The 20,301-nt window shown below is 44.1% G+C and carries 16 protein-coding genes and 1 tRNA gene; 10 read left to right on the top strand and 7 right to left on the bottom strand.

Annotated elements, in window-relative coordinates; all coding sequences use genetic code 11:
* Positions 1-11 precede the first annotated feature (11 nt).
* From guaA to ABTQ23_RS03295, 4 genes are all read left to right on the top strand, one after another.
* Positions 12-1,592 carry a glutamine-hydrolyzing GMP synthase gene (gene guaA / locus ABTQ23_RS03310; RefSeq protein WP_408614216.1) on the top strand — a complete coding sequence of 527 codons (1,581 nt, stop codon included), beginning with the start codon at positions 12-14 and terminating at the stop codon, positions 1,590-1,592.
* A gap of 870 nt (positions 1,593-2,462) precedes the next feature.
* A complete protein-coding gene (locus tag ABTQ23_RS03305) occupies positions 2,463-5,777 on the top strand; it encodes an ankyrin repeat domain-containing protein (RefSeq protein WP_408614215.1) in 3,315 nt (1,104 codons plus the stop codon).
* 469 nt (positions 5,778-6,246) lie between these two features.
* Positions 6,247-6,696, top strand: a complete 450-nt coding sequence (locus ABTQ23_RS03300; RefSeq protein ID WP_408614214.1) for a DUF6386 family protein — start codon at positions 6,247-6,249, stop codon at positions 6,694-6,696.
* Positions 6,697-6,751: 55 nt separating this feature from the next.
* On the top strand, positions 6,752-7,240 hold the full coding sequence (locus tag ABTQ23_RS03295) for a GNAT family N-acetyltransferase (RefSeq protein WP_408614213.1): 489 nt from the start codon (positions 6,752-6,754) through the stop codon (positions 7,238-7,240).
* A 12-nt stretch (positions 7,241-7,252) separates the two neighbouring features.
* On the opposite strand, the gene ABTQ23_RS03290 is transcribed toward ABTQ23_RS03295, so the two are convergent.
* The 4 genes from ABTQ23_RS03290 to srmB form a co-directional block, all read right to left on the bottom strand.
* The gene (locus ABTQ23_RS03290) at positions 7,253-7,654 is read right to left on the bottom strand and encodes a hypothetical protein (protein WP_408614212.1); all 402 of its coding nucleotides are present in this window, start codon (positions 7,652-7,654) and stop codon (positions 7,253-7,255) included.
* Positions 7,655-7,817: 163 nt separating this feature from the next.
* Positions 7,818-8,210 carry a cytochrome b562 gene (locus tag ABTQ23_RS03285; protein ID WP_408614211.1) on the bottom strand — a complete coding sequence of 131 codons (393 nt, stop codon included), beginning with the start codon at positions 8,208-8,210 and terminating at the stop codon, positions 7,818-7,820.
* A 136-nt stretch (positions 8,211-8,346) separates the two neighbouring features.
* Positions 8,347-9,741: a uracil-xanthine permease family protein gene (locus tag ABTQ23_RS03280; RefSeq protein WP_408614210.1), complete on the bottom strand. Its 1,395-nt coding sequence runs from the start codon at positions 9,739-9,741 to the stop codon at positions 8,347-8,349.
* Positions 9,742-9,978: 237 nt separating this feature from the next.
* Positions 9,979-11,214 carry an ATP-dependent RNA helicase SrmB gene (gene srmB, locus ABTQ23_RS03275; protein ID WP_408614209.1) on the bottom strand — a complete coding sequence of 412 codons (1,236 nt, stop codon included), beginning with the start codon at positions 11,212-11,214 and terminating at the stop codon, positions 9,979-9,981.
* Between the two features lie 140 nt (positions 11,215-11,354).
* Here srmB and ABTQ23_RS03270 point away from each other — a divergent pair, with 140 nt between their 5' ends.
* Together ABTQ23_RS03270 and ABTQ23_RS03265 are read left to right on the top strand one after the other, a co-directional pair.
* A complete protein-coding gene (locus ABTQ23_RS03270) occupies positions 11,355-12,074 on the top strand; it encodes a tRNA1(Val) (adenine(37)-N6)-methyltransferase (protein WP_408614208.1) in 720 nt (239 codons plus the stop codon).
* Between the two features lie 77 nt (positions 12,075-12,151).
* Positions 12,152-13,684, top strand: coding sequence for a Ppx/GppA phosphatase family protein (locus ABTQ23_RS03265; protein ID WP_408614207.1), 1,533 nt, complete (start codon positions 12,152-12,154; stop codon positions 13,682-13,684).
* Here ABTQ23_RS03265 and fldB read toward each other — a convergent pair.
* Positions 13,674-14,198, bottom strand: a complete 525-nt coding sequence (gene fldB / locus ABTQ23_RS03260; RefSeq protein WP_408614206.1) for a flavodoxin FldB — start codon at positions 14,196-14,198, stop codon at positions 13,674-13,676. The two genes, ABTQ23_RS03265 and fldB, sit on opposite strands and share 11 nt — an antisense overlap.
* A 65-nt stretch (positions 14,199-14,263) precedes the next feature.
* Between fldB and xerD the strand changes: the two genes are divergently transcribed.
* The 3 genes from xerD to ABTQ23_RS03245 all read left to right on the top strand — a co-directional run bounded on the left by xerD (position 14,264) and on the right by ABTQ23_RS03245 (position 16,856).
* Positions 14,264-15,154 carry a site-specific tyrosine recombinase XerD gene (gene xerD, locus ABTQ23_RS03255; protein WP_408614205.1) on the top strand — a complete coding sequence of 297 codons (891 nt, stop codon included), beginning with the start codon at positions 14,264-14,266 and terminating at the stop codon, positions 15,152-15,154.
* Positions 15,155-15,307: 153 nt separating this feature from the next.
* A tRNA-Gly gene (locus ABTQ23_RS03250) sits at positions 15,308-15,382 on the top strand.
* 163 nt (positions 15,383-15,545) lie between these two features.
* Positions 15,546-16,856 (top strand): HD-GYP domain-containing protein, encoded by a 1,311-nt coding sequence (locus tag ABTQ23_RS03245; protein WP_408614204.1) that lies wholly within the window; start codon positions 15,546-15,548, stop codon positions 16,854-16,856.
* Between the two features lie 25 nt (positions 16,857-16,881).
* Here ABTQ23_RS03245 and ABTQ23_RS03240 read toward each other — a convergent pair whose 3' ends face one another.
* Together ABTQ23_RS03240 and ABTQ23_RS03235 are read right to left on the bottom strand one after the other, a co-directional pair.
* Complete coding sequence (locus ABTQ23_RS03240; RefSeq protein ID WP_408614203.1) at positions 16,882-17,442, bottom strand: cytochrome b/b6 domain-containing protein; 561 nt, start codon at positions 17,440-17,442, stop codon at positions 16,882-16,884.
* A gap of 113 nt (positions 17,443-17,555) precedes the next feature.
* Complete coding sequence (locus ABTQ23_RS03235) at positions 17,556-18,749, bottom strand: glycosyltransferase family 9 protein (protein ID WP_408614202.1); 1,194 nt, start codon at positions 18,747-18,749, stop codon at positions 17,556-17,558.
* Between the two features lie 411 nt (positions 18,750-19,160).
* Here ABTQ23_RS03235 and ABTQ23_RS03230 point away from each other — a divergent pair, with 411 nt between their 5' ends.
* On the top strand, positions 19,161-20,291 hold the full coding sequence (locus tag ABTQ23_RS03230) for a mandelate racemase/muconate lactonizing enzyme family protein (protein WP_408614201.1): 1,131 nt from the start codon (positions 19,161-19,163) through the stop codon (positions 20,289-20,291).
* The last annotated feature ends 10 nt before the right edge of the window (positions 20,292-20,301 follow it).

The raw sequence follows: 20,301 nt of genomic DNA, 5'->3' as shown, positions 1-20,301 counted from the left end.
ATGAACAGGCTATGAGCAAAGATATCCATGACCATCGTATTTTGATCCTGGACTTTGGTTCCCAATATACGCAGTTAATTGCCCGACGGATCCGTGAGATTGGTGTGTATTGTGAATTATGGGGATGGGATGTCGATGAAGACGCTATCCGTGAATTTGCCCCAGACGGCATCATCTTGTCCGGGGGACCTGAGAGTGTGATAGAGGCCAACTCTCCACGTGCTCCTGAGTATGTATTTACCGCGGGCGTCCCAGTTTTAGGGATCTGCTATGGTATGCAGACTATGTCTGCCCAGTTAGGCGGTGAAGTCATTAAAGGCGTTGGTGAAGGTGAGTTCGGTTACGCGCAAGTCGAAGTGTTAACTGATTCTCCATTCTTAAGAGGCCTGCAAGATGCGCTTAACGATGATGGTAAATCATTGTTAGATGTTTGGATGAGCCATGGCGATAAAGTCTCTGCGATTCCTGAGGGTTTTGAAGCGGTTGCTCGCACTGAAACCTGTCAATTTGCAGTCATGGCTGATGAAAAACGCCGTTTTTACGGGGTTCAATTTCACCCAGAAGTGACTCATACACAGCAAGGTTTAGCCATCTTAAAACACTTTGTACTGGATATTTGTCAGTGTGAAGCACTGTGGACAGCAAGCTCAATTATTGACAATGCAGTGGCTCAGATTAAAGAAACAGTCGGTGATGATCAGGTTATTCTAGGCCTTTCTGGTGGGGTTGACTCCTCAGTCGTGGCAATGCTTATCCACCGTGCTATCGGTAGTAAATTGACCTGCGTTTTTGTCGATAATGGTCTGTTGCGTCTAAATGAAGCGGATCAGGTAATGGAGATGTTTGGTGATAAATTTGGCCTTAACATCATCAAAGTTGATGCCGAAGATCGCTTCTTATCTGCTTTAACTGGAATTGACGATCCTGAACATAAACGTAAAACCATCGGCCGCGTTTTTGTCGAAGTATTCGATGAACAATCCAAACAACTGACGAATGCGAAATGGTTGGCTCAAGGTACTATTTATCCTGATGTGATTGAATCAGCTGGTTCAAAAACAGGTAAAGCACATGTGATTAAATCGCATCATAACGTGGGCGGTTTACCTGAAGACATGAAAATGGGCTTGGTTGAGCCGCTTAAAGAGCTGTTTAAAGATGAAGTTCGCAAAATCGGTTTAGAGCTGGGATTGCCATACGACATGCTGTATCGTCATCCATTCCCAGGGCCTGGGCTTGGCGTGCGAGTGTTGGGTGAAGTTAAAAAAGAATACTGTGACTTGCTGCGCCGCGCGGATGCAATCTTTATTGAAGAGCTGCATAAAGCTGATTTATACCATAAGGTTAGTCAGGCCTTTACCGTATTCTTGCCTGTGCGCAGTGTGGGGGTGATGGGCGATGGTCGTAAATATGACTGGGTCGTTAGCTTGCGTGCGGTTGAAACGATTGACTTTATGACCGCTCATTGGGCTCATTTACCATATGAGTTCTTAGGCCGTGTTTCTAGCCGTATCATCAATGAAATCGATGGCATTAGCCGCGTTGTTTATGATATTTCCGGCAAGCCACCAGCGACCATTGAGTGGGAATAATTGCACATTAGTATTAGCTAGCATTCATAACGCATAAAACTATATATAAGCCCATGTTTACATGGGCTTTTTTTGTTTTAGGGGGTAATGTTTGGTAACAGTTAGCAATGGCAAGCGGGGATGACAAACGCTTAAGAGAGTTAGAAGAGAAAATAGTCGCCTTAAATCAATGTTTGTAGAGTTAATCTTGGTGCATCAAATTCTCAAAAAGCTCATCAAAAAAACTGTGAACAGAGCGATTAGACATGAACTTGTTGACTATGTACGGCAAGTGTAAAACGTCAGTTTACGTCTTGCTGGTCGCGCAGTTGTAATCAGTAACTCAGCTTATCGATATCAGCCTAAAGCGCTCGATAAACACGAGTAGTTTTGCCCAAGGAAGAGTTTATTCATCCCAAGACGGGAAGGTTTGTTTACGAGTCTGACGGTGTTTACTAGGGAATTCGTTATCAGCGAATGTAAGTTATTTTCCATAGGCCGACTGATTTATTGGTAAACCAAATGTGTATTTGGTCTCATATCAGGGACTTATTTGCACCATCCCTAATCCCTTTTTCGCTAGCCAACTTTTCTATTTTCCCGCATGCCAGCGGTTAGCTGCCTTGAATGACTATGGCATACAAATCCAAAGTGTCGCGAAGATTTGTTCGCACCTTTGCTAAAGCTTTACTGTAGTTGATGTCGCTGCAAATGAACATGTGGGCTGCTAGAGAGCATAGTGCGGTTGTGATAAGCTTAGCGCCCTTGATGGCGCGCACTCTATTGCTAACGTATATGTTGGTTAAAAATGAGTATGCTTACCGAATTGATAGTACTGTGGTTCCCTTCGTTATCACCTTTGCGTTACTAAAAAGCTCACATGGAGTACGTATGCTTTTTACCCCTTTCCCAATGCTTGTTTCTCTCATTCGCACTGGCAATGTTGACTCACTAGCCTCCATACTTTCCGCTGAGAAAAATTACCATGCGAGCGATGATGATGGACGTGGTTTATTGTATTACGCCATCCATCACCAGCAAGCTGAGATTGCCGCGATGCTGTTGGACGCCGGTGTTGACTCAGCCTCTGGTGCTGAGCGAGCAGGCCAGCCCGTGATGGAACATGTGGTCGCAAGCTTATCATCGCAGCTACTACAACTGTTTTTGGCGCGTGGTGAAGCGTTGCCTAAGTACATTGATGGTCTGCCAGTGCTGCATTATGTGTTGCAGTTTAAAAAGGTATCGGCAGATTATCTGCAGGCTTTGCTGGACTTAGGTGCCGATATTAATGAAATTGATGAACGCAATACTGGCTTAACGCCTCTGGCATTTTATATCGGTAACAAAGATGTGATGCCAAAACCTAACATGGTGCGCACGCTGATTGAGTTGGGGGCCGATGTCAATATAGGCAATAAGCAAACCGATACGCCGCTGTGTCAAATGCTGACTAATCCACTGTTGGCTGATAGCTACTCGATGGATGAACCGTTACGGGTGGCCATTGCGTGTATTTTGCAGGAGCTGCTCGATACGGGTGCTCTACAGGTGCGTGAACCTGAAAGCCCAGAAGAAGGCTTTGACTCACTACCAACTATCGCATTAAGAAATAAGCGTTTTAGTACCTTCCTGACGCTACTGGAGTTGGAAGTTGCCATTCCTAAGTTCGAACTAGAAGATTTGATCCCGTATTTCAACTTCAACAATTTCCCGACAGAAGAGATGCGGATGAATTTGTTGGCGTTGAATGAGCAATATCAGGTGGGCTTGCCTTTGGGAATTTTGTTGCACCGTAAACGCGACTATCTCAATGTCATCAGTAGCCAGATAGATGGTGCGCCTATTTTGGACATGTATTTCACTGAGTTAGTGGTTGCCACCAATGTTGAATTCGATTTAAAACAACGCTGCTTAACCGCGTTGTTGAATAAAGGCGTGGATATTGATGTTACGACCAAATGGTATGGCCGTCGGCTCACCAGCTTACAAATTTTAATCTGTGGCTATGATGAGTTACCTGAGGCCGACTTATTGCTCTTATGGCTACTCGAGCATGGCGCTGCGATTGAAAGCCATGGTCATTCCGCCTTTTTGTTTGCCGTTTGGTATCAACGCATCGCTTTAGCATCTATGCTGGCCGATCGCGGTGCCGATCTTTTTTATCAAGAGCAAGATAAATCAACGCTATTCACCAAACTGTTTACCAAAAATTTTCACGGTAAAAAATACTCCGCCGAAGAGCTTGCCGATACCTTGGTGAAGTTAAGCCGCCTGTACCAGAGCCACGGGGCCGAGTTGCCGCTGGATACGCCGTTCTATTACAACATGTCGCGCAACGACAGCATGACCGATTGCCGCACCTTGGCGCATCTGGCAGTGAATATCAGTGGCGACGATGTGTTTATGATGTTGGCTCGCGCGCTGCTGCAAGTGGGCTGGGATATCAATAAGCGGGTGAAACCCGACAGCGTCGGTAACTTGATCACCTATTGGTGTCTTAACGCCAACGAGGGCGATGATATTAGCTCGTTACTTGGGCAAATCCCTGAGTTAGATGTTGATAGTGACGAGGCTGGGCCGCTGCTACGAGAGGCGATCAGCAATCAAGTGGCGTTGCCGACCATGCGTTGCTTGTTGGCACGTTGTACTGACATCAATCGGTCGATTAAGCGCTATCCCAGCAACGAAAAAATCATCTCTGAAGAGTTGACATTACTGATGATGGTGCTCGATTGGCACGATGGGGATAGCGCGATGGCGCTGAGTTCATTACTGCTAGACATGGGCGCCGATCCTAACCTCACACTGCAACGAGAGTTGGTCCCCGGTGCCGGTGATGCGGACATGTTCCGTCGGGAATTGAGCGCGTTGGAGATGACTTCACTCGGCGATAATCTGGATGTGGTCGAGCTACTACTGGATAACGGCGCCGATCCGCATCAGCCTGTTAGCGGCAATGGTGAACACTATGTGCATTTCTTGATGAACAGCCGAACCAGATTAAGCCAAGAACGGGTGCTGGAATATCTACAACTACTGCAGCGCAAAGGCATGTTGGATGTGACTGAGCGCAACGAAGCCACGCATGCGACACCGTTGGTATTTGCTTCGATCGACTCGCGCCTCCTGTGGATGCGCTATCTGATTGACCTTGGTGCCGACCCAAGTGCCAGCGGCGGTTGGCCGCCACAAAGCTGCTTACACAAAGCGATTAGCTATGAAAATACACAGCCGCAGCGGCGTTTAACCGCCGTGAAAATGCTGTTGGATGCGGGAGCGGATATCAATGCTGTTGATGAAAACGGCGATAGCCCACTGCATATTGCAGCCTCATTAGGCGAAAACTGCGTGGTGGCCGAGTTACTTGGCCGCGGCGCCAAAGTCGATACCTATAACGAACGGGGTAATACGCCGCTGATCTGCGCGTTGATGAATAATCGCGCCGTAGAAATTGACATAGATAGCGAACTGCCGGAAGCCGAGCAACAGGCGCTACGAGCTACAGAGAAGATGCAAACGCTCAATCTGCTGGTCACTGCTGGTGCTAACATCAATCTTGCCAGTCAACATGAGAGACTTACGCCGTTGATGTTGGCCTTGCATCAGCCACAACTGGCGTTAGTACCGCACTTGATTAAACTTGGCGCTTTGCTTGCAACACAAGGCGAAGGTCCTTCACTGATCTGGTTTGCGCTGCGTTATATCGGCCATGAAGCGCAGCAGTTATTACTGCAATATCTCAATCTTGAAGAGGTTGCTAACACCGTAGAAGCCGATGGCGATAACTTGCTGCATGCGGTGGCACAGCATGACGATTTCGAGCTGGCCAATAATTGGTTCACGCTCTTGCAACAGCAGTTTAAGGTGCCGTATCAAGCCAATAACTGGGGCCTGACTCCGCTGCACTTGGCTGCCTATCAAGGTAATGTTGATATTGTCAAAGCGGCGTTAAGCCAAGGGCATGATGTCAACGCCAGAGATGAACGCGGCAACACATCGCTGCATTTTGCTACCTTCTTTCGCGGTGATGAGCAGCATTACGAAGCATGTGTGAAACCGGTGATCATGGCGCTCGTACTTGGCGGTGGTGATCCGCTCTTGCTCAATGAGCAGGGACAATCACCGCTGGAAGTTGCCAAAGAGCGACAGATGGAAGATTGCATCGCTATGATGCAACTCGCTGCCGCCCGTGGTCCAGCGAATTAGTCACTATATCACTTTGCAAGCATATCAGGCCCGCAATTGCAGGCCTGATCGTTGATACGAGCTTGTCGGTGAAAGGAGCTGATTAAGACAATGATAATCAGCGCATGAGGGGCTCTGGGAACGAGTTTTTCTATCACTTGCTGAGGTTTTTAGAGAAAATCTCGGCAACAATAATGTAGATGACGCATTACAGTAAAAATATTTTCAGCGTAATGTTCTGCTTTAAAAGCCTTTAAAACAAAAGAGTCCGCGATGATGCGGACTTTTTTATTAGAGCCTGACATCTTCGCAAGCTAATCGCCTTTATTCTCTCAAACAGCTTTTATTTTTTAATCAAACTAGTATCTGAATAGACAATTCATCAATATGGTTTTTCTTGTGGAAAAAATAGCTGGAGAGTTATTCCATTTATTAGTACTGTCGTGATGTCATTTAGCTGTTTAAGAGTAATCACTAGGTGCTAGTTCAAATGCAAACGACCATCGTAACTGATACCGCAACCGTGGTTGTATATGATCTTGGGTGTCTTAAACATCGCGTAGCTGATGATTGTGATTGGTGGTCAATCGCTCAAGATGAGTTAAAAGAAGTTAATTGTGGTAATGCCTGCTTTTTAAATTTAGGTTGTGATGGCGAATTTATCACAACATTGGTAGATGCCGTCCCTAACGATTGCGCTGTTATACGCTCGATACTGGTAAAAAATATTTCAGGGCAATTTTTTATTGGCGCCGCTGAGTGGGTGAGCGGTGATGGGCTTGAACCCACTGATGAATATGGCTCTTTTATCAATGTTTCAAAGGGAGTCTATCAACTCAAAGCGGGCCTAAGAGCAAACGAATTATTTATCTCATTAAAAATAGTTAACGAGCAGGCTAATAATTACTTTGGTGATCTGGTGCGATTAAACGAGTTATAACCTACCAGAGGCTGATTAAAGGCCAACGAACTAGAATTTATAAAGGATGTTGTAGATGGAACTTGTACGTGTTGACAATGAGCAGGGCTGGTTATTTGCTGAAGCGTTTTTAAACGAAACGGTTGAGCGCTGTAATCAAAGAGATATTCCGCTGTGGACGCACGAACAAGTCTGTATGGATGTGTTAAAGAAGAGTTATCCTGCGGATAGTTTGTACTTGTTTCGCTACCAGGGCAATTTTGTGGGATGTGTCTTTATTGTTTCTGGAGCAGATGAAATCTGGTCTGATATCGATGGCAGCGATAGCTTGTTTTTTCACAAACTGGCGATTGGCGATAAATACTTATCGCAAGGATTAGGTCATCTAGCGCTTGAAGGCATTGTGCAAATGGCAAAAAATTGTGGGCTATCGTGGCTGCGTTGCGATTGCCGGGCACAGCGGCCACGGCTAAGGGCTTTTTATGAACGGTTTGGTTTTTGCTACGTGGACACTAAAGAGCTGTCAGGTTTGGCTTTAGCTCGCTATCAACTGCCAACCGTTTAGTATGTCGGTTGGCTAGCTGTTTTTTTGCTCTGTAAAGTATTTGGCTGCTGGAGCAAAAAAAAGTTGCCACAGCACAAACAGTTTAACCAATAAGAGAATATAAAAGTAAACCCCCGTATGTTGGAAAATATTCATTCCTGAACGATATACAGATAAACCATACGTTGCAATAACTAGAACCAACAGTACATGGCGTGAAAGCTGGCGACCATTTTGAATGCCAATGCCCGTCATAATATACAAAATCGGTGCTAATATAGTGTTAAATATAAAGTAAATTAGCTCGTTATGACCTATAAACATTTTCAAAAAATATAAGATATCGTGAAAATCGAGAACAAGTTGAATTAGGCAAAAAATTCCAACAGTAACAAGTAAGGTCGAACAGAGTGATATAGAAGCGGGTCGTTTCATATTTTTTAATTTATTTACGCCTAAAGGCATTCATAGATGAGTAATAACTGGCTTAATTTAGCAGTGGTTAATGAGTATATCAATAACAAGGTGAGATTAAAATTACTCAAGGATATGTTTCGCTCTATTCATTAATTTAAAGTGAATAGAGCGAAAATCGTACTTAAACGCCTAGTTTTTTATGGTAGTAATGATGAAGATTGTCTAGTTTTGCTGCTGCTTCTTTGGCTTTATTCAGGTCACCCTCTTTGGCATATTCTTGGGCGAGTTCTACCTGTTTTAAGAAGCGATTCATTCCATCACGAAATAGTTGTCGTTTAGGATCATCAGCTGGTTTGCCTTGTAGAAAATCAGGTACCCCATCTCTGGCTTCTATTGCTGCTGCATGAAGTTTAGCTAAATCAGCGGTGACTGATTTGAGCGTTTCATCTTTCATGACTGAGCGATAGCTTTTAGCCATTTGGTGCATTGAGACGGCGACATCTTGGGCAGCAAAAGAGGACGTGGCAACAAATGCCAGACAGACTACCAACAGCGCCATTATTTTTTTTGTCATAGATAATATCCCTTATTTGAGAACTTGCTCGGATATTACTTTAGAACGTGGCTGTCGATAATGTAAATAAATTTTTAAATATTCTAGCTGAAAGTGTTAAGTAAAAGGGCTCGTTTCGAGCCCCTTAATTGGTTGTTTATTCAGCAGTTTCAGCAGAGCTTTGCTCTGCGGCTGATTTATCATGCTCAGGTAAAATCAGGTTTAAAATGATAGCAACCATCCCGCCTGTCGCGATGCCAGATGAAAGAATATTTTTTACAAAATCAGGCATAAATTTAAGTAGCCCGGGTTGCTGAGCAACTCCTAACCCAAGAGAGAATGACAGAGCCATAATTAATACGGCGCGGCGGTCAATCTCTACCCGAGAAATAATACGGATGCCAGCGCCTGCGATTGTTCCGAACATAATTAATGTTGCGCCACCTAGAACCGCATCGGGAATCAGCTGAACAAAGTTAGCAACACCCGGAAATAGTCCTAACAGCACTAACATCGCTGCGATAAAGTAACCCACATAACGGCTAGCAACCCCAGTTAGCATGATGATGCCATTGTTCTGGCTAAAGGTTGAGTTTGGAAAGCTGTTAAATAACGCAGCAATCGCTGAGTTTAAACCATCTGCCAGTACGCCGCCTTTAATCCGGCGAATATAAACCGGGCCCTTTACAGGCTCGCCTGATACTTCTGAGGTCGCGGTAATATCGCCAATCGCTTCAAGCGCTGTGACTAAAAAGATAAGGATCAGCGGGATAAATAAGCTGGCATCAAATCCAATGCCAAATTGCATGGGAATAGGCAGGGCGACTATGCTAGTTTTTGCCAAATGGCTGGTGTCAACCAAGCCCAAACAGTAAGCGACCAGATAACCAACTGCCATTGCAATTACAATGGAAGCGACTCGCAAGTATGGGTTTTTAGAGCGGTTGAATAAAACGATTAACGCAATGACGATTCCTGCCAGCATTAAGTTTTGCAGGCTACCAAAGCTACCATCTTGCATCGCTGCATTCCCACCGCCAATCGATACCAGCCCGACCTGAATCAGCGTTAAGCCAATCAGCGTGACCACAATGCCTGAAACCAATGGAGTGATAATGCGTTGGGCATATTCGAGTACGCGTGAGAGTAATATCTCGGCAAGTGATGCAAACATGATGGTGCCAAAAATAGCCGCCATCGTGGTGCTGATATCGGCGCCGCCTTTTTCAAGGGCCAAGCCAGCGGCAATAATTGGGCCGACAAAGTTAAAACTAGTTCCTTGAATCGAAAGCAATCCAGAGCCGATTGGGCCGATGGTACGAATTTGGATAAATGAGCAGATGCCAGATGCAAACAGCGACATACTAATAATGGTATTGGTTTGCTCTGGTGGCACGTGCAGTGCGTGACAGATAATTAAAGAAGGGGTTATTACAGCAACAAACATCGCCAATAGATGTTGGATCGCCGCAAAAATTGCCTGGGTAAACGGTGGACGATCATTGAGATGATAAACCAAATCCGTTGATGGCGCCGGTTTCTGGGTGCTCATAGTTGTTCCTAATTTTCCATGCTGGTGTTTGCACTCCGCTGAATGGGGAAGGCAAACTGAATCTGTCAAATTCTGTGATTGCTGTTAGTCAGAACAGATTCAAGGTTGGGTTATGCTGCACATTGTCAGCTGCTTTAAAGTGGGCGATTATAAAATGTTTCGAGCGCTTACAAAAGTAAATTCAGAGTAATTTCAACAAGGGAACACCAAGCGATGCTCCCTTGTTTGCTGTCTTATTTATTTACGCTGTTTGGGGGCTTTTTTAACAGCTTTTTTGTTTTTATCTTTAGATTTTGTTTTCTTTGGTTTTTTCTTTAATTTAACGGGCACTTTGTGCTGTGGGCGTAATCCATCGATGACTCGCCGACTAATTGGGTTTTTGGTGTAGCGCTCGATTTTACCTAATATTGGCAAATCATGAGCTTCAACTAGACTGACCGCCCAACCTTTTTTACCACCGCGAGCCGTTCGGCCAATCCTGTGCACGTAAACATCTGCTGTGCGGGGCATATCATAGTTAATAACATGGCTGATATCCGCAATATCAATGCCTCTTGATGCCACATCCGTTGCCAGTAGAACGTTTACCTTTCCAGCTTTAAAGCGATCTAGAGCATCTGAGCGGCGTCCTTGGGACATTTCACCTCGCAGATAAGCGGCGTTAATGCCTTGGCTTTGCAAATAAGCAACCAGCTCATCCAGACGATCGCGAGTTTTAACAAAAACAATAGCTCGGCTAACATCTTCACGACCAAGGTAGTGACACAAAATCGCGCGCTTATGTGTTATGTCATCACAATTATGATAGACCTCGGTGATTTTGCCGCGTTCTCGGCGCGGTGGATCAACATCGATAAACTGTGCATCGCGCATGACTTTTTTGGCAAAATCCTCTAACAGGTTGCCTTCCAAAGTGGCGGAAAATAGCGCAGTGCGTTGCCGAGCTGTCAACTCATTAGCTATCAGCTGCATCTCTTTGATAAAGCCCATATCTAACATGCGATCGGCTTCATCAAGGATTAGCCATTCAATCGCTTGGGTGTCAAAGACCTGAGCATTGATATATTCAATTAAGCGGCCTGGGGTGGCGACAACAATATCGCAGCCATTTTTAAACTGCTCAGCATGTTCGCTAAAGTGCACTCCGCCTGTAATATCAATCACTTGATGCTGGGTGAGTTGGGCTAAGAGCCGTGCTTGTTCACCAACTTGCAGCGCTAATTCTCGAGTCGGCGTGAGAATCAATACTCGCGCAGGTCCTTTGCCTCGGCGAGCAAAATCAAGCAAATGTTGAAAAGCTGGAAGCAGATAAGCGAGAGTTTTCCCAGTCCCTGTTGGGGCACAGGCTAATACATCATGGCCATCTAACAACGTCGGGATCACTTCTTGTTGGATCAACGTTGGGCGCGTTATTTGTTGGTTTTCCAGGGCGCTAATGAGTTCTTCATCGAGCTCTAATTGGTCAAATGTCATAATTTCTCTTAAATAAGAAGTGGTATGGCTGATGCGGAAACTTGCAATCAGTTCCGGCTGCTTCTAAAGTTGCCGCTTATTATAATCGCTAGTGCAGCGATTATTGAAATTTCTTATGATTTGATTTGGGAGATGCCGAGTTGGATTGGCAAAATCAGCCGGGTTTTAGCTTAAAACAGTTTCATGTCGCCCATCACTTATGTGCGATGAAAGTCGGTACCGACGGCATGATGCTTGGCGCTTGGGCCCAGATTGAACAAGCTCATAGTATTTTAGATGTGGGCTGTGGCAGTGGCTTAATTAGTTTAATGCTAGCTCAGCGCTCATCCCCCATATGTGCAATAACGGCTCTTGATATTGATGCTGATGCGTGTGAACAAACTCGTTTGAATGTGGCGCATAGCCCTTGGCCTCAACGTATTGCTGTGGTGGAAGCTGATTTTTTAAATTTCTCATCCCCCTCATTTGATCACATTGTTTCTAACCCACCTTATTTTGCCCATGGCCAGCAGTTTGATGATAGCCGCCGAGCCATCGCCCGACAAACTAGCACACTGGCGCATACTCAGTTACTTCATAAAGCAGCCGAATTACTTGAGAGTCGCGCTCGGGTGTCACTTGTCTTACCTTATCAAAATGGCCTCGCTTTGATTGATTATGCAAAAAGTCACGACTGGTTTGTTCACAGGCTTTGTTCAGTTAAAACTAAACCAACTCAACAAGAGCCTGCTCGGTTGCTTATCGAATTTGCTCGTTTTTTTAAAAAAACTGACTATCAGCAATTAGTTATTGAAGATTCGCCAGGGCAATATTCAGCTGATTATCGCCGCCTTTGCCAAGATTTTTATTTGAATATGTGACTATTTTTGCTTCGCGCTTGACGAAAAGGGCGGTTTAAAGGTCTACTAATCAGAACGATCCATAACCGCTTTAATTCATGCTTAACCTATCTTCTGAGGATAATGTCCCTCAAGGCCAACAGATAGCCGCTTTGGACCTGGGGTCGAACAGCTTTCATTTAATCGTTGCGCGTTGGTTAAATGGGCAAATTCATATTATTGACCGCATCAAGGAACCCGTTCGATTGGGCTGGGGGCTTAATGAAAATGGAACGCTCAGTGAAGATGCTGTTGAGCGAGCAATGGCCTGCTTTAGTCGCTTTGGCGAGCGTCTTCGAACGCTATCAGCTGGTAACGTGCGAATCGCTGGCACAAAAACCTTGCGAAGCATTCGCCGGGCCGATGAGTTTTTAGCCAAGGCTCAGAAATTACTAGGCCATCCGGTCGAGATTATTTCGGGTGAAGAAGAAGCTCGTATTATTTATCTTGGCGTTGCGTGTGACTTAGCCCCGGGTGAAGGCTCAAGGCTGGTGGTCGATATTGGCGGAGGCAGCACCGAAGTTATTATCGGCCAAGGCATGGAAGCGCGCTTAAAAGAAAGTTTAAATATGGGCTGCGTTGCGATTACCAAGCGCTTTTTTGCCAAAGGGAAGGTTACCGCAGGGCGCATAAAAAAAGCCCGTACCGCTTGCATGCAAGAGCTTGTCCCTGTGTTAGATACGCTTAGTGAAGCAGGATGGGATGAAGAGATTGGAGCATCAGGCACGATTCGTGCGGCATCTGAAATCTGTGTTGCCAAAGGCTTAAGTGACGATGGCACAATCAAGCTGAAATATTTAGAAAAACTGCTTGATGAATATCACGATGCTGGGGTCGTCGATCACCCGCTTGAGGGGCTTTCGGAAAACCGCCGACCGGTATTTTTAGGCGGATTAATTATTTTGATCACTTTGTTTGAAGGGCTTGAACTGCGCGCGATGAGCGCCGCTCAATGGGCCCTTCGAGAAGGGTTGCTGTATGATTTAAAAGGGCGTTTGGAACATAGCGATCTGCGAGAAAGCAGCATTAATAATCTATCTAAACGTTTTCATGTGAATCTAGAATATGCCTCACGAGTTGACCGCACCGCTCAGCAATTGCTTGAGCAAGCTGGCAGCTGGACTCAAGAGCATCGCAGTGTTGCGCAGCTGTTGCATTGGAGCTCTTTGTTGTTCTTAGTTGGGCTTGATATTGCTCATAGCGATTACCACAAACATGGCGCTTATATTGTCGAGCATGTGGATTTGCCGGGATTTTCTCGCTCAGAACAGCTCGAGCTGGCTCAGTTAGTTCAAGGGCATCGTAAAAGCATCCGTAAGAACTTCCCTGTTGAGCAAGATAGCTTACTCAGGGTTTTGTTGTTATTGCGCATTGCTGTGATTTTGCAGCGTGGCCGCCGTCATCAACCGATTCCGGTGTTTCAGATGCGCAGCCACGAGAACGAAATTGTGTTGAGGTTTGAACAGCAGTGGTTAGCGCAAAACCCACAAACACTGGCGGACTTAACCAATGAACAACGTTTTCAGCATCAGGTCGGTTATGAGCTAGAGATTACGCCGCTTGCTGAAGATTATGCTGTATCTAACGGCTAAGCTCGCTTAGCTCATCAATCAGTTGGTCGGTCCATTGTTCGATGCGCTCTTCGCTGAGTTCAAACTGAGTTTCATCATCAAGGGCTAGACCAACAAATTTAGTTTTATCGTCATTAAGTGCTTTAGATGCGGTAAAACTATAGCCAGTCGTTGGCCAGTATCCGATAAATGTGACGCCGATTTTAGCTAATTGTGCGTGTAATAGTCCCATCGCATCGAGGAACCACTCGCCATAACCTTCCTGATCGCCTAAGCCAAACAGTGCGACAATTTTACCCTGTAATTTTAATGAACCGATTTGGTCCCAAAGCAGATCCCAGTCTTCTTGTATCTCACCATAATCCCAGGTCGAAATTCCCAGAATTAAAATATCGTATTGTTCCATCAAGGTGAGCGGGGTATCTTTGACGTTGTGAACTTGCACAATTTCTTCGCCACCCAATGCTTGCTGAATTTTTTCGGCAGCCATTTCGGTGTAACAAGTAGTGGATCCATAAAACAGGCCAATAGCCATAACGTGTTCTCTACCGTAAAATTTGCGTAAGTTTAACAAAACTAACTAAGAGGCCAAAGCGCGACGTGACTCAAATTGTCTCATCTATTGAACAGTTTTTAGATACTCTGTGGCTAGAGCAAGGGCTCGCTGAGAATACACTAATTTCGTATCGCAATGATTTAACCAAACTTGCTGATTTTATGGCCAACAAAGGAATATCGATTGAGCAGGTTAACCATGCTGATTTACAGCTGTTTATTCAGTGGTGTCAGGATCATGGGCAAAAGACGAGCAGTGCAGCGCGTCAGCTTTCGGCGATTCGTCGTTACTATCGCTATTTATACGCACAGCAGATCAGAGAAGATGACCCCAGTGCCTTGCTGCATTCACCCAAACCCGAGAAGCCGCTACCTGCGAGTCTCTCTGAAGAAGATGTTGAAAATCTACTCGCTCAACCTGAGCTCAATGAACCGATTGAACTGCGTGACAGAGCGATGCTTGAGCTGTTGTATGCCACAGGGCTTCGAGTCACCGAACTTGTATCGCTTCGCATGGATGAGCTGAGTTTGCGTCAAGGCGTTGTGCGTATTCAAGGCAAAGGCGGTAAAGAGCGGTTGGTGCCGATGGGGGAAGAAGCCGAATACTGGTTGGACCGATACTTTAAACAGGGCCGCGCTTTACTACTCAAGCAAGAATCAGATGTGGTGTTTCCCAGCAAACGTGGGGTTCAGATGACGCGTCAAACTTTTTGGCATCGAGTCAAAGCCTATGCCTTGCGCGCCGGGATTACTAAACATCTATCGCCGCATACGCTGCGACATGCATTTGCGACCCATTTGCTTAATCATGGTGCTGATTTACGAGTTGTGCAGCTGTTATTGGGCCATAGCGATCTTTCGACGACACAAATTTATACCCATGTGGCGAATGAACGGCTTCGTCAAGTTTATGATGAAGCGCATCCGCGAGCATAATGGTGCTCTTGAGGAAATATTAGCTAAACAGTTGTTTAAAAAGTGATTCATCAAACGGAATTGATGAAAATATGGGAGGCTGCGACTAGCGCTTGGTTTTTTTCTTGATATAATACCCGCACTTGGTTAAAGCTCTTAAGCAAGTTTGCCTTAGCGGGCATCGTATAGTGGTTATTACCTCAGCTTCCCAAGCTGGTGACGCGAGTTCGATTCTCGCTGCCCGCTCCAATTTCAGTTCCACCGCATTTTTATCATCTTCTTCTTTTTTGTTTCAACCGTCATTCAAGCGTGTGTTGATACTCGCCCGCTCATTACCGAAGATTGGCCCGTCGTTGCTCGGCAAAGTCAGCTATGATTTGAGTAAAACAAACACTGATATTCGAGGTGGCAGATGGTCCAAAACATGGATTTAAATGTTGACCTGCGACAGATGGTCATCGCACTTGAAACGGCGGTGTCTTTGGTTGGAATGAATGATACCAATCATGGCAAACGCGTTGGATATATAGCCAGCCAGATAGGTTCTCAGCTTGGTTTTAGTCAAAGTGATATCAGCTTTGCCTTCGAATTGGGAATGTTGCATGATTGCGGAGTTTCCAACGAGCAAATGCACTCTAATTTAGTGAACCACTTTGATTGGAGTGATGCTTATATTCATTGCAATATTGGCTATCAGTTACTCAAAAATTTTGCGCCATTGTCTAAATATGCGCTGCCGATTTTATACCATCACACCCCTTGGCAGTTACTTTCATCGGTGGATATCAGCAGTTATGACCGGCGGATGAGTAATTTAATTTTCTTATCTGACCGGATTGATGTGCTGGGTGCAACGCACGATAAAGCAGATATTTTATTGGCTAAAGATGACATTATCGAAGCGATTAAAGCGCATGAGGATAGCTATTTTCAACCCAAGTTAGTGGATGCTTTTTTAGCGATTTCTAATTGTGAGTCATTTTGGATTGCGCTAGAAGATCGCCATATCTTCCGCTTCGTTTGTGATATGGCAAACCTGCCCGCAAAGCAACAGCTCTCCCTTGATGAGCTTAAACAACTTTCTTTGATTATGGCTTATATCGTGGATCAAAAAAGTCCATTCACAGCGCAGCACTCGGTTAGAGTCGCGGCGGTAGCAAAGTTTCTGGCTATCTCTTTTGGGCTAACTCCACAACAGTGTCAAAAGATAGAGATTGCTGGATTACTGCATGATTTGGGTAAATTGCATACGCCCGATCGTATTCTCGATAAACCAGGAGCACTGGATGATGTCGAGCGGGCGGTGATGAATCAACACAGTTATGAGACCTATGAAATATTAAGAGCGATCAGCGGATTAGAAGAGATAGCTCGGTGGGCTGCTTTTCATCATGAAGGGTTGAATCAAGCTGGTTATCCATTTCATCCGCGCAAACAAGATTTGACGATTGAAGCTAGAATTATCGCTGTAGCCGATGTATTCCAAGCACTGGTGCAGCATCGCCCCTATCGCAAAGGGATGAGCTGTGATGCTGCTTTAATACTCCTTGATAAGATGGTGGCATCCGGCAAACTTGATGCGCAGCTCGTTTCTCTGGTTCGAGAGCGAATAGATCCCTGTTATGTAATCGCGCAACATGGCGATCCTGATACTGAGTCACAGCTTACGCTGCTGCAATTACCTATATTTAGCGACGTACATCGTTTGCCTGCGATTGCATAGCCAGCTCAGCTTATATGCTCTATTTTTACGATTTATTGGTTGGGGTAATGTGTCGAGCTCGTCGAAGATGGCGTATTTTTTTCGGGCTCGGCAGCATCTCTTTTATATATGAACGGCCGGTGATCCGGCCCATAATGATAACCGATGCGATGTGAATACAGACACAGCATAAAGTAACGTTTACTGCGCCAACATGGACCATTCTTAGCCAACCCTGATCCCAGAAATAGTCCGTTTCCATCATGTAACCGCTCAGTCCGATGAGTAAAAGCCCACTCCACATACACCAGATCATAATTGCCCCAGCTGGATTATGCCCTTGGTGATGGTCTTCTCGCGTGGTTGTGACTTTAATAATATGGGTGAATGCGTTGGGAATATTCGGTAGAAATGAAGACAATCGAGCCGGTGGCTTTGCAATCAGTCCCCACAGCAGACGAATGACAACCACAGCGACAACACTATAACCTACCCATTGATGCACCTGACTGCCCGCATCCGTCACAAAATAATTGATTAAAAACCCTAAGGCGACGCTCCAGTGCGTCAATTTTACGATAATGTCCCAGTGGGTTGCTTTGCTCATAATCATCTCATGGTTTATGTTCGAGTAAACAAGGTGTTGTAGCCTGCAAAACACTTTATTGCAGGCATTTGTCGAGATTACGCTTGAAAGCTTAAGAATTTATTAACGAAAAATTACAACGTTTGCACTGCCTCAAAACTAAGCGAAGGTTCACTCTCGCTTTGAGTTGGTGTTGGATAATAAGTTAGCAAGGCTTGCGATGGCGCTAATATTGGCCGTTCAGACAATACCATTTGCAAAATAGTTGCGGCATCAAAATTATCGATGTCGTCGATATGAAAACTTTTTTCATTTAACAGGCCATAAACAAGCGGATTGGTGTGGGTGTAAAGACCAATACAACGGCAATCAACGGCGTCAGCTAGATGCAGCGGGCCAGTATCACAGCTAATGAACGCATCATTGTATTTTAAAAAGCCAGCCAGCTCTCTTAAACCTTTTGCTCGATAAATCGAGGTATTATGAAGCAGCGGTTCACTCATATCTGGCGCCATGACTTCAATCCAATGAATCGGCAATGTTGCTGCTTGATTAAACTGATTCAGAATTTTAAGCCAAGTCTCATCGTTGAGTTGTTTATCTCCCCTGGCTCCTCGAAAAAATGAGATGCAAAGCTGTTGAGAATGGCTGCTGTATGCTCGACGACTTGCTAAACCTCTGGCTTGTTCACTGTGGCTTAAAATCATTCGATAGTTGCCGATAGGGGCTGAAGAGTCATAAATTTGAGAAATTAAATCAAGGCATTGCAATGCTGCATGACCAAAGGTGTTCTTTTGGGCGACGGTATGGGTATAAGCTTCGCTATAACGGGCTTTCTTATATGCCACCTTGTTTTTGGCATTGAGTAAAGCGCAAATAATCGAGTCTTGAGACGAGCCGCAAGGCGCCAAGGCTAAATCATAGCTGCCTTTTGTTAAGGCCCAGAGTGATTTAAAACACAGTCGCAGATTTTTCAATCGGAACTGGCTGAACAGAAACTGATTCACATCTAAATGGGCGAACAGTTGTTTTTGCCAAGGTTCTTTGAGAATCAATGTGATGTGCGCATTTGGAAATGTTGTTTTTATCTGATCAACAAAAGGGATCAAAAAAACAGTATTACCGATACGACGGTTACTTCTAACAATCACAATACGTTTAACCAGCTCTTTATCGAGCAGTTCCTCTTGCGCATTTCGTCGTTTGATTAACCGTAATAATAGGTCGATTAAAGGTTGCATTGCTTTTTTGCGAGCATGATCAAACTTTCTAGATAAATTTTTTATTTGAGTTCTGCTTACAAATTTCATCCATTGATAGCTTGCCATCGTAACCTCTTGAATTTGCATCAATGTCAAAGTTATTGTAGGAGCAGTTTAATTATGCTTTTTTAAGATTCCCTTAAGAGACGTTAATTGTTTTGAAAAATAACACTAATCAAATAAAAATGTTTTTATCAATAATGGTGCGGTTAAATCCATGGATTAACTGTGGCTAAACCATATTAAATTTTTTACATGCAAATTACATTTTTACCCAAAATAGTTAATAGAAAGAAATTAACCTATTGGGCAAATGTCTAAACTCTCAAGAATGCTGTTTGTGTTTCTATTGCGAGTGCACAAACTATTGTAGAACACTTCACATTTTCTCCATCATCCTTTTTTAATCAATTGAATTATATTATCGCTAGGTTGTTAATAGGCTTTAGAAAGAAGTATTTAAATAAGGTTATTAGTATGATCATCAAGAAAATAGACATTATGATTGTCTCTGTTCCTTTTGATTCTAATCGAGTAAAAAGTTCATCAGCAGAGCAAGATTTTAATGCAGCTTCTGCTGAGGTTTCCCAAATGCAATCGCTCTTGGTTAAGATTGAAACGGATAATCAGTTGAACGGTTGGGGTGAGGGATTTGGACATCTGATAAATCCGGTTACCTATCAAGCTCTTAAAGAAGTTGTTGGCCCGTTTTTTTTAAATAAATCATTTGCTTGTATCGATGATTTAAAAGCCTTAATGCATCAGGCTGAGCTGTCTTTTCATGCCTTTGGTCGAACAGGGCCGATTCGCTATGCATTATCAGCCATTGATATTGCGCTATGGGACTTATTATCGAAAGCCAATCAGCAACCATTGTGGCAATTTTTAGGGGGTAAACGCGATAAAATCGAACTGTATCCAAGCTTGGTTAATTATGACGACAATGTGACTGGCTTGTATAAAACATTACAAGAAGTTATGGATGCTGGTTACCGAGAAATTAAAGTTCATGAGAATAAAGTCAGCACCATTGGCTTAATTCGCGAACAATTATCAGACGATATTGAATTATCGGTTGATCTTAATTGCATTTTAAGCTTTGACCAGGCAAATGATTATTTTGAAAAAGTAAGAGGATTTAATCTTAAGTGGATTGAAGAACCCATTTGGCCACCCGATAATTTAGAAAATCTTGCTCAAATAAGAACATTTGGTATTCCTATTTCTGCTGGTGAAAATGCTAATGGTGAAATAGATTTCATTAACTTTGAAAAAACACATGCAGTAGATTATTTTCAGCCTAGCGTTGCCAAAATTGGTGGTATAACGGCAATGTTGAATTTATTTGAAGTGGCAAAAAATCGCAAGATTAAAATTTCCCCACACTGTTTTTACTATGGTGCTGGAATGCTTGCCACTGCTCATTTAACAACATTGCTCGATGATGATGTTAAATTAGAAGTGCCTTTTATTAAGTACAACCCTATTATCCATCCACTATTAAAATATCAACCCATAATTACCTTACCTACAACTCCTGGATTGGGATTTAACCCTGCTCCAGAGCTAATAAATAAAATAAAAATTAAATCTTGTTCGATTGAATAAGAACTAAGGA

The organism is Celerinatantimonas sediminis (genome assembly GCF_046054195.1).
Taxonomy (GTDB): Bacteria; Pseudomonadota; Gammaproteobacteria; order Enterobacterales; family Celerinatantimonadaceae; genus Celerinatantimonas.
This window is presented reverse-complemented; position numbering and strand designations above follow the sequence as displayed.

Excerpts from the sequence above, each read along its gene's own strand:
- ABTQ23_RS03240 (WP_408614203.1), bottom strand. The coding sequence starts at position 17,442 with ATGAGCAAAGCAACCCACTGGGACATTATCGTAAAATTGACGCACTGG.
- ABTQ23_RS03305 (WP_408614215.1), top strand. The coding sequence starts at position 2,463 with ATGCTTTTTACCCCTTTCCCAATGCTTGTTTCTCTCATTCGCACTGGC.
- ABTQ23_RS03230 (WP_408614201.1), top strand. The coding sequence starts at position 19,161 with ATGATCATCAAGAAAATAGACATTATGATTGTCTCTGTTCCTTTTGAT.
- ABTQ23_RS03245 (WP_408614204.1), top strand. The coding sequence starts at position 15,546 with ATGGTCCAAAACATGGATTTAAATGTTGACCTGCGACAGATGGTCATC.
- ABTQ23_RS03280 (WP_408614210.1), bottom strand. The coding sequence starts at position 9,741 with ATGAGCACCCAGAAACCGGCGCCATCAACGGATTTGGTTTATCATCTC.
- ABTQ23_RS03300 (WP_408614214.1), top strand. The coding sequence starts at position 6,247 with ATGCAAACGACCATCGTAACTGATACCGCAACCGTGGTTGTATATGAT.
- ABTQ23_RS03265 (WP_408614207.1), top strand. The coding sequence starts at position 12,152 with ATGCTTAACCTATCTTCTGAGGATAATGTCCCTCAAGGCCAACAGATA.
- ABTQ23_RS03295 (WP_408614213.1), top strand. The coding sequence starts at position 6,752 with ATGGAACTTGTACGTGTTGACAATGAGCAGGGCTGGTTATTTGCTGAA.
- ABTQ23_RS03285 (WP_408614211.1), bottom strand. The coding sequence starts at position 8,210 with ATGACAAAAAAAATAATGGCGCTGTTGGTAGTCTGTCTGGCATTTGTT.
- srmB (WP_408614209.1), bottom strand. The coding sequence starts at position 11,214 with ATGACATTTGACCAATTAGAGCTCGATGAAGAACTCATTAGCGCCCTG.
- ABTQ23_RS03235 (WP_408614202.1), bottom strand. The coding sequence starts at position 18,749 with ATGGCAAGCTATCAATGGATGAAATTTGTAAGCAGAACTCAAATAAAA.
- fldB (WP_408614206.1), bottom strand. The coding sequence starts at position 14,198 with ATGGCTATTGGCCTGTTTTATGGATCCACTACTTGTTACACCGAAATG.
- ABTQ23_RS03290 (WP_408614212.1), bottom strand. The coding sequence starts at position 7,654 with ATGAAACGACCCGCTTCTATATCACTCTGTTCGACCTTACTTGTTACT.
- guaA (WP_408614216.1), top strand. The coding sequence starts at position 12 with ATGAGCAAAGATATCCATGACCATCGTATTTTGATCCTGGACTTTGGT.